7 protein-coding genes are annotated in these 9597 nt (G+C 59.6%); all 7 read right to left on the reverse strand.

The window, feature by feature from the left end; all coding sequences use genetic code 11:
* Nucleotides 1-5 precede the first annotated feature (5 nt).
* Nucleotides 6-854 (reverse strand): carbohydrate ABC transporter permease, encoded by an 849-nt coding sequence (locus FTE24_RS16715; RefSeq protein WP_150232358.1) that lies wholly within the window; start codon nt 852-854, stop codon nt 6-8.
* A 2-nt stretch (nt 855-856) separates the two neighbouring features.
* Nucleotides 857-1813 (reverse strand): carbohydrate ABC transporter permease, encoded by a 957-nt coding sequence (locus FTE24_RS16720; RefSeq protein ID WP_150232360.1) that lies wholly within the window; start codon nt 1811-1813, stop codon nt 857-859.
* A gap of 213 nt (nt 1814-2026) precedes the next feature.
* Nucleotides 2027-3640 (reverse strand): mannitol dehydrogenase family protein, encoded by a 1614-nt coding sequence (locus tag FTE24_RS16725; RefSeq protein ID WP_150232361.1) that lies wholly within the window; start codon nt 3638-3640, stop codon nt 2027-2029.
* Nucleotides 3641-4717 carry a mannonate dehydratase gene (uxuA, locus tag FTE24_RS16730; RefSeq protein WP_150232363.1) on the reverse strand — a complete coding sequence of 359 codons (1077 nt, stop codon included), beginning with the start codon at nt 4715-4717 and terminating at the stop codon, nt 3641-3643.
* 187 nt (nt 4718-4904) lie between these two features.
* Nucleotides 4905-6323, reverse strand: coding sequence for an ATP-binding protein (locus tag FTE24_RS16735; RefSeq protein ID WP_150232365.1), 1419 nt, complete (start codon nt 6321-6323; stop codon nt 4905-4907).
* A gap of 129 nt (nt 6324-6452) precedes the next feature.
* Nucleotides 6453-7415, reverse strand: a complete 963-nt coding sequence (locus tag FTE24_RS16740) for a tRNA dihydrouridine synthase (RefSeq protein ID WP_150232367.1) — start codon at nt 7413-7415, stop codon at nt 6453-6455.
* 333 nt (nt 7416-7748) lie between these two features.
* A partial coding sequence (rlmD, locus tag FTE24_RS16745; protein WP_442978171.1) for a 23S rRNA (uracil(1939)-C(5))-methyltransferase RlmD occupies nt 7749-9597 on the reverse strand: 1849 nt, incomplete at its 5' end.

Raw genomic sequence — 9597 nt, forward strand, 5'->3', positions numbered from 1 at the left:
TTGATTCATCCTTTTAATGCGCCGGCGGAGATGCCTTCCACGAAGTGCTTCTGGGCCAAAAAGAAAATCAACACGGAAGGCGTAATGGAGAGCAGCGACATAGCCAGCATTTGTCCCCAAGGGACAGAGCCCTGAGAGTCGATAAACAACTTGAGCGCCAGATTGATCGTGTAATTTTCGATGTTATTAATATAGATCATCTGTCCGAAGAAGTCATCCCAATTCCAGAGGAACGCGTAGATGGCTACGGTGACCAGCGCGGGCTTGACGAGCGGGATCATGATGCGCCAGTAAATGCCGAACCACGAACATCCGTCTATTTTGGCCGCTTCGTCCAACTCTCTCGGCACCGACCGCATGAACTGCACGAGCAGGTAGATGAAGAACGGACCGCCGATCCCTCCGGCGAGCAGATGGGGAATGTAGAACGGCAGATACGTATCGACCCAACCCCATTTGCTGAACATGACGTATTGGGGCACGATCGTCACCTGCGTAGGTAGCATCAGCGTCACGAGCATAATCGAGAACCACAGCTTTCTTAACGGAAAATCGAGTCTTGCGAACGCGAACGCGACGAGGCTGCAGGAGATGACGCTGGTGAACAGGACGCCGAGCACCAGCTCGAACGTGTTGATGTAAAAGTGGGCGAAGCTGAAGTTCGGAACGGACACCCAGCCTTCCGTGAAGTTTTCCCAATGCGGAATTTTGGGGAACAGGTTGGCGGAGCTCATCTCTTCGTTCGTTTTGAGCGACGCGCCCATCCACCAAAAAATCGGGTACATCATGACGAGGCTCGTTACGAGCAGCAGCAGGTGGCTGAGCCCGAGCCTGATTCTTTTGTAGGACGCCATCTTTACTTCCCTCCCTGCGATTCATAGAAGACCCAATATTTCGAAGTGCCGAACAGCACACCCGCGAATACGCCGATCAGCACGAGCAGAATCCAGGCCAACGCAGACGCATAACCCATATGGAACTTCGTGAAGGCTTCTTCATACAGATACATGACGTAGACGAACGTCGATTTGACGGGGCCGCCTCCGGTAATGACGAACGACTGCGTGAACATCTGGAACGTGTTGATCATCGTCTGGATCGCGTTGAACAAAATGATCGGCGACAGCATCGGCAGCGTAATCGAGAAAAACTGTCTGGCTTTGCTTGCGCCGTCCACGGACGAAGCTTCGTACAGGTCCGTCGGCACCTGCTTCAGCCCGGCGAGGAAGATGATCATCGAAGAACCGAACTGCCAGACCATGAGCAGGACCAGCGTGCCGAGCGCGTATTTCGGGTCCGCGATCCACGACGGTCCCTTGATCCCGAAAATGCCGAGAAAATCGTTGATGAAGCCGTTGCGGCTAAAAATGTTTTTCCACAGGATCGACACCGCGATGCTCGTTCCGATCAGCGAAGGCAGATAGACCATCGTACGGTAAAAAGAAATGCCTTTGATCTTGCGGTTTAGCAGCATCGCAACCGCCAGGGCGAACATCAGCCGCAGCGGCACGGTCACCAACACGAACAGGACCGTGATCCGAAGCGAAGAAGCAAACACTTCGTCGTTCGTAAAAATGTTCTTATAGTTCTCGATGCCGACCCAATTCGGCTTGGTGAGCAGCGAATAGTCCGTGAACGAATAGTACAAAGACATGAACATCGGTCCTAGCGTCAGCATGAAAAAGCCGATCAGCCAGGGCGACAGAAACAAATAACCGGCAAGCGGGGACTCCCAACGTCCTCTAAGCGCTTTCACTTTCGCCTTTTTTGCGGCGGGCCGTTCGGAGCCCGGCCTCGAAGCTGCATTGTGCATCGTTTTGCTCCCCCTCTTCGTCAAGATCCTGAACTTTTCTTTCATTGTAAGCGGCTTCCCGAAGAGATTGAAGGAGAGTAACGAATGCTTTTCTTTCACTATCGATCAATTCCGTTGAACCGCTTTCGGACATCCAAGCGGGATTACACACAACAAAAAACCGACCCGGATTCGGATCGGCTTTTTCGAAATCGATTCGGTTAAATCGCGCGGTTACGCGTTTGTCCGCATATATCGGTCCAGCGTTGCGCGCACCGCGCCGGGACCTTCGAGCAGCTCGTAGAACATGCCTTCGATCTTGTGCCCGAGTCCCAGTTCGTACAGATCGACGCCGAAGATCTGCGTGTCCGCCACGATCGCGCGCACATTCGAAGTCGTATCGCCGAGCTTGGTGCAGGCCAGACGCTTCTGCAGCGTCTCCAGCAGCGGGTCCGGGCTCGGCTGGAACGTGCGGCCGTTGTCGTCCAAGCCGAGCAGATACCGGCACCAGAGCGCGATCGCGAGCGGAATCGCTGTCAGCGACGCCGGATCGAGATCGTCGCTGCGGCCGTACGCTTTGAGCGTCTCGCCGAAGCGGATGCCGACCTTTTGCGACGTGTCGGTCGCGATACGCTGCGGCGTGTCCGGGATGAACGGATTGGCGAACCGTTCGTCCAGCACTTCCCGCAGGAATTGCCGCGGGTCGAGAATGCCGGGGTCGACAACGACGGGCAGCCCTTCCGCGACCCCGATCGTCTCCGCGAATTTGCGCAGCGTGGCGTCGCGCATCTCGTCGGCGATCGACGTATAGCCGAGCAGGCAGCCGGACACGGCAAGCGCCGTATGCAGCGGATTCAGGCAGGTCGTCACTTTCATCGTCTCCACTTTGTTCACCGTGGCGCGATCGGTAAAGATCACGCCCGCTTCTTCAAGCGGAGGACGGCCGTTCGGGAAGCGGTCTTCGACCACGAGATATTCGCTGATCTCCGCGTTCACGAACGGAGCCCGGTGCGAGTTGTTGGAGACGGCGATGTCCATGCCTTCGATGCCTCTCTCCTCCAGCGCCGCCCGGATTTTCTCCGACGGACTCGGGGTGATCTTGTCGATCATCGACAGCGGAAAAGCCGTCTTGGCGTCATCGCGCAAATAAGCGACGAACCCTTTGTCCGTGTAGCCGCGCCGCTCCCATTCTTCGGCGATCGTGACCAGCGCGTTCTTCAACAGGTCGCCGTTGCGGGAACAGTTGTCCATGCTGACAAAAGCGATCGAGTACTGCCCTTTCAAATAGCGGCGGTAAGCAAGCGAAGCCGCCAGACTCATCGTATGCTTCGGCTGTTCGGGACCGTTCTCCATATCGGCCCGGACCAGGTCCACGAAGTCCCCCGTCGGACCGGTCAGCGCATAGCCTTTTTCCGTAATCGTGAAGCTGGCCATCCGCAGGCTCGGATTTTCGAACATCGCGATCAGGCGCAGACGCTCGTCCGTGCGGCCTTTGCCGATGACGATCGTATCGACGAGGCTCGCGACCACGTTCATCTTGAAGTCGCCCTGGGCGTTCATGAGCACGGCGAGCGTCAGATTGTCGTCGGGCCCGTACGTCGGGCCGGACGCTCCGGCATCGGACGATTTCACGGCCACGATGCCCGTGTCGGCCCGGCCGCTGTCCAGCAGCCGCTGATGGGCGTTCGCCACGAAGCCGCGGAAAATGTTGCCCGCTCCGAAATGTACCCATTCCGGGCGCTTCGCCGTGTTCGTCGCAACCTGCCGAAGATCGAACTTCGGCAGCTCCACTCCCGCGGCCTGCCACTGCTCCCGCTCGGTAAGGTTGTCCACCGTTAACCGAACCATTCAGACTCCCCCTTTCGCGTTGTCGAGACTGTCCCACACTCCGAGCAGGTACATGATGCCCAGCGCCCGGTCGTACAGGCCGTAACCGGGCCGGCAGTCTTTCTCTTCGCCCCACAGATGCCGCCCGTGGTCGGGACGCACATAGCCCTGGAAGTTCGTCTCGTGGTAAGCACGGACCACTTCGGCCACGTCGACGCTGCCGTCGCGCCCCCGGTGCGACACTTCGATAAAATCGCCGTTGTCGAACACTTTGACGTTGCGGATATGCGCAAAATGGATCCGGTCATGGAACTCGCGGATCATGGCCGGCAGGTCGTTGCGGAGATCGGTTCCGAGCGAACCGGTACAGAAAGTCAGGCCGTTATACGGGCTGTCCACGAAATCCAGCAGCCGGCGGATACCTGCCCGATTGCGCACGATACGCGGCAGGCCGAAGATCGGCCAGGCCGGATCGTCGGGATGAATCGCCATTTTGACGTCCACTTCTTCGCAGACCGGGATGACCCGTTCCAGAAAATACCGCAAATTGTCGCCCAGTTTCTCGTCCGTCACGTCGGCGTAGGCCGCGAACAATTCGTCGAGCCTGGCCAGGCGCTCCGGTTCCCAGCCCGGCATCGTAAACTCCCCCGCGCCTGCCAAAATGCGATCCACCATGTCCCGCGGATTGTCGGTAATGGCCGCTTGCTCGTAAAAGAGCGCGTTCGAACCGTCCGGCAGTTCCCGGTACAATTCCGTGCGCGTCCAGTCGAATACGGGCATAAAATTGTAGCAGATGACTTTGACGCCTACCGTGGACAACTTGCGGATCGTGTCGATATAAATATCGATGTATTTGTCGCGCGTGGGCAGGCCGATCTTGATATCGTCGTGGATGTTAACGCTTTCGACGACGGCCGGGCTGAATCCTTTGGCCGTGATCCGGTCGGCTTCTTCCCGGATCCGCTCGATCTCCCACACTTCCCCGGCCACCTTGTCGTGCAGCGACCAGACGATGCCCATGACGCCCGGAATTTGCCGAACGTGATCGAGCGTGACGTTGTCGTTCCCTTCTCCGTACCATCTCCAAGTCATTTTCATTGGCGAAGCCTCCCTTTGCGTGGACCGCTGTATCGAACTTTCTTCGTTGATGGCGGTTTTTCCTGCTTTTATCGTAACTTTGCGCCGAACGTTCGTATAGACGGGAATCGAACACGTTTCTTTTAAAATGGCACACGAAAACAAGGCGGCAAAAGATCGGTCGCCGCCTTGTTTCTGTTACCCCGCTTTAAGCTTCCGCCTGCGAACCGTTCGAAGATCCGCCCGGGCGCGCCCGGGAAGGGAATTCGCCCAACTCGATCGTGAACGCGATCGTCGTCCCGCCGTTCGGCGAAGGTTCGATCCCGATCTGCCCGTTCATCCGTTCCACGAGCTTTTTGGAAATGGCCAGACCCAATCCCGTGCCTTCCGCGCCGCGGCTCAGCCCGCTGTCGACCTGATAGAACGGCTGGAACACTTTGCGCCAGTGGGCTCTCGGAATGCCGGTCCCGGAATCCGCGATCCGGCACCGGACCCGCTTGCGGCCTTCTTCGCTGCCCGGCAGCAGGCACACCGCGATCGAGATGCCGCCCCGCTGCGTGAATTTGATCGCGTTGCCGAGCAGGTTGAACAGAATCTGCCGGATCGGATGCGCATCGCCCAGCAGCGTCTCGGGCACGTCGTCTTCGATCTTGACGTCGAGCGCAAGCCCTTTGCCGAGCCGCGCCGCCTGCAGCAGGTCGGCCACTTCGGCCACGCAGTCCCGGATCCGCACCGGTTCTTCCGGAAGCGATTCCCGGACCGACCCGATTTTGGAAAAGTCCAAAATGTCGTTGACGATTTGCAGCAGGGACGAACCGCTTTTGCGGATGATGTCCACGTAGGCGGCCTGATCCCCGTCGAGCGTCGTCTCCGCCAGCAGGTCGGCCATGCCGAGCACGCCGTTCATCGGCGTGCGGATCTCATGGTTCATCGTGGCAATGAATTCGTCTTTGGCCCGGTTGGCACGTTCGGCGGCTTCCTTGTCGACCAGCAGCTGCTTGTGCTCCAGCAGCAGCTTTTCCTGCAGCGTCATCGAAGGATGGATGACCCGCTCGGATTTCGGGTTCCGGTACAGCCCCGAGACGATAAACTCCCGGTCCGTCATCAAATATTCGTGCGAGCGCATCAGCGACGTTTGCAGGGAAGCGGAAATCGCTTTGGCGTCGTACGCGCAGACCGAGATCAGGTTCTGCTCCTTGACGCTGCAATCGGCCATCACTTCGAATTCTTCCAGCTTCGCCTCGATATGCGGCTGCGGCTTCCACTGAATATGCGCCCAGGTCCGAATCGAGATCTCCTCTTCCAGAAACGGCCGCATGATCGATTCGAAATGCTTGCGCGTCAAGCACCCTTGAAACTCGCCGTGCTTTTGGTAAAAATCGAAGTTGTCGACAAAATGCACATGTTCGAGCCGTTCGTCGACCCACGATTCCGCCAGCTTGTGCTCGATCGCTTTTTTGCAATAATCGTTTTCTATGATCAATATTTGATGCCCTTGATTCAAGCAGGTCAGCGCATAAGCAGCCGCACTGTCGATATAATGGCGCAAATCTTCGTACAAATACAAAACGTGGCTGCCGCTGATCGTGCGCGTCAAAGAACGTAACGGATTATCGAACTCAATCACTTGAATACGCCCCCCATACCGGTACCCGATGTTCGCCGGTTGTTTGGGGTCAAGTATACCATGTAACTCCGTAAGCAGAGATAAAATTATGGGAATATTTAATGTTTTGATAAAAATTAAGGGAAATTTCTACCGACTCTCGAACGCCGCCAATCCCGCCCGCACTTCGTCCGTCGATTTGGCTTCCATCAGCTTGGCTCGCAGCTCGTTCGCTCCGCGGAATCCGCGCACGTAAATTTTGAAAAAGCGCGGCAGCGCCTTGAACGGGCGCGGCTCGAGCGTCGCCGAATAATGGTCGTGCAGATCCAGATGCAGCCGCAGCAGATCGAGCAGTTCCCCGCTGCCGTGCTCCGCCGCTTCACGTTCGAACGCGAACGGATTGTGGAAAATGCCGCGCCCGATCATGATGCCGTCCACGCCGTACCGCTCGGCGAGCTCCAGCCCTTTTTGCCGGTCCGGAATATCGCCGTTGATCGTCAGCAGCGTCTGCGGCGCAATCTCGTCCCGCAGCTGCTTGATCTCGGGAATCAGCTCCCAGTGCGCGTCGACTTTGCTCATCTCGTCGCGGGTGCGCAGATGGATCGACAGATTCGCGATGTCCTGCTGCAAAATATGGGTGAGCCAGCCGCGCCATTCATCCAGCGAACTGAAGCCGAGGCGCGTCTTCACGCTGACCGGCAGGCCGCCGGCTTTTGCCGCCTGCACGATCTCCGCCGCAAGTTCCGGACGGCAGATCAGGCCGCTGCCTTTGCCGTTCTCCGCCACGTTCGGCACGGGGCAGCCCATGTTGAGGTCGATACCCCTGAAACCGTCTTCCACCATGCCGAGACTCATCTGCCGGAAATATTCCGGCTTATCTCCCCAAATATGGGCGACGATCGGCTGCTCGTCCGCCGTGAACGCCAAGCGGCCGCGTACGCTGTGGCGCCCGGCCGGGTGGCAGTAACTTTCCGTATTCGCAAACTCCGTGAAGAACACGTCCGGCTTGGCCGCCGCGCTCACCACATGGCGGAACACGACGTCCGTGACGTCTTCCATCGGAGCCAATATGAAAAAGGGTCTGGGCAGATCCTGCCAAAAATTCGTCGTCATTTGAAAAACCTCTCTGTCGTAGGATCGTTAACTCTACTATCCTAAACGCATTGCCGTTCGAATGCCAAGTCCCAAAGCGCAATTCGGTACAAAAAACAAAAACCGGACTCCAAATAAAACCGCTGCTTGATGAATAAGGTGTGCGATACGGCCGGGGAGCGGGATTCTTGAACGTGCGCGGAAAGACTGCCGACGAAGCAAACGTCGGCTCCCCGCCGCATACAAAAGCAGCCCGGCTCTCCCTTGGGAGAGCCGGGCTGCTTGGCACGTTCGAACCTGCCCTCCGGAGAGCGGGTCCACCGTTAAATCCGGCGGCTCGCGCCGAGGCGCGGATTACTTCGCCGTCTCTTTTTGCACCAGTACCGTCACCGCTTCGACCTGGCTCGTCTGCGGGAACATGTCCACCGGCTGCACGGATTGGATCTCGTAGCCGCCGTCGAGCAGCACTTTGCAGTCTTTGGCGAGCGTGGACGGGTTGCACGAGACGTAGACGAATTTCTTCGGCTTCGCGCGCAGGATCGTCTCCAGGAACTTGCGGTCGAGGCCCGTGCGCGGCGGATCGGCGACGATCACGTCGGGTCTCAGGCCGTCCTTCGCCCAGCGCGGCAGCAGCTCTTCGGCTTCGCCTTCGAAGAAGGTCGCGTTATCGCGGCCGTTCTGCTCGGCGTTGCGCGTCGCGTCGGCGACCGCTTCCGGGATGATCTCGATGCCGCGTACTTCGGCGGCGTAAGGCGCCAGCCACAGGCCGATCGTGCCGGTGCCGCAGTAGGCGTCGACGACGGTCTCTTTGCCGGTGAGCGCGGCCGCGGCGCGGACGGTCTCGTACAGCTTGATCGTCTGCTCCGGGTTCAGCTGGAAGAACGCGCGCGGCGACAGCGTGAAGTTCAGGTCGCCGAGCGAATCGCTCATCGCTTCGCTGCCCCACAGGCTGATCGTGCGTTCGCCGAAGATCAGCGGAGTCTTGAGCGGGTTCACGTTGATCGACAACCCGCTCATTTCCGGCAGTTCCAGGCGCAGACGCTCGATCAGCTCTTCATGACGCGGCAGATCGGCCGTCTCGGTCACGAGCGTGACCTGGATCTCGCCGGACTGGAAGCCGCTGCGCACGACGATCGTGCGGACGCCTTTGCGCGTGCCGCTGTCCTTGATGTCGCTGCGCCCGCCGCGGCTGTCGCCTTTGGACAGCGGGATGTTCAGCTCGCCGAGCACGGACTTGACGCGGTCGATCGCGCGGTTGACCTGCGGATGCTGGATCGGACAGCCGCTGATATCAACGATCTCGTGGCTGCCGATCTCGTACAGGCCGGCCACGATCTCGCTCTTGGAGCCTTTGACGTCTCGGCGCTCGACCTGAAGCTGCGCTTTGTTCCGGTAGTCCCACGGCTGGTCCATACCGAGCGTCGGCTTGATCTTGAGATCGCTCAGGTTCGCGTAGCGGCTGAACGCTTCGCGCACGATCTCAAGCTTGGCGCGGAGCTGCCCTTCGTACGAGATATGCTGGATCTGGCAGCCGCCGCAGATGCCGAATACGGGACAAGGCGGCTCCACGCGGTCGGGCGATCTTTTCTCCACTTCGACCAGCTTCGCCTTGAGAAACTTCTCGTGCGTCTCCAGCACTTCCGCCTTGACGACTTCGTTTGTGATCGCGCCGTCGATAAAGACCGCTTTGCGGCGGAAATAGCCGACGCCTTCGCCGTTGATGCCGATGCGCTTGATCGTCACGACGATCACGTCGCCGAGCTTGACCTGCTCGGCATCGGCCGGGGACGCCGCCGGTCTGGCCGCCGCGCCGCCTGCGCCCGCGTAAGGCTTCTTGCCCGGCGCCGCGGCCGCGCTGTGCGGACGCGCCGGCTTGGGCAGCCCTTGCGCGCCCGTGTCGGCCGAAGCCTGCACCTGGCTGCGCGCGGCCGCCGTGCGGGCCGCTTTGACTTTGCCGCCGGCATACGGCTGGCCCGACGTCGGGCCTCTGCCCTTGTCGCCCGCGTACGGCTTGCCGGACGTGCTGCCCGTCACCGGCGCGCCGGCGACGCGCTCGCTCTGGCGCTTCTCGTAGCGCTCGGCGGGCGTGAGGCGCTCACCCGCGTCCGCGGGCTTCGCCGAACGGGGCCCTGCCGGGCGGCTGCCGCCCGCGGAAGAGCCGCGCGCGCCGCGAGCGCCGCCTGCCGCAGCGGACAACCGCCGC

The organism is Saccharibacillus sp. WB 17 (assembly GCF_008634075.2).
Classification (GTDB): Bacteria; Bacillota; Bacilli; order Paenibacillales; family Paenibacillaceae; genus Saccharibacillus; species Saccharibacillus brassicae.

What these genes read in the sequence shown, in the direction of transcription:
- FTE24_RS16725 (WP_150232361.1), bottom strand. Translation starts at nt 3,640, where the DNA reads ATGGTTCGGTTAACGGTGGACAACCTTACCGAGCGGGAGCAGTGGCAG.
- FTE24_RS16720 (WP_150232360.1), bottom strand. Translation starts at nt 1,813, where the DNA reads ATGCACAATGCAGCTTCGAGGCCGGGCTCCGAACGGCCCGCCGCAAAA.
- FTE24_RS16740 (WP_150232367.1), bottom strand. Translation starts at nt 7,415, where the DNA reads ATGACGACGAATTTTTGGCAGGATCTGCCCAGACCCTTTTTCATATTG.
- FTE24_RS16715 (WP_150232358.1), bottom strand. Translation starts at nt 854, where the DNA reads ATGGCGTCCTACAAAAGAATCAGGCTCGGGCTCAGCCACCTGCTGCTG.
- uxuA (WP_150232363.1), bottom strand. Translation starts at nt 4,717, where the DNA reads ATGAAAATGACTTGGAGATGGTACGGAGAAGGGAACGACAACGTCACG.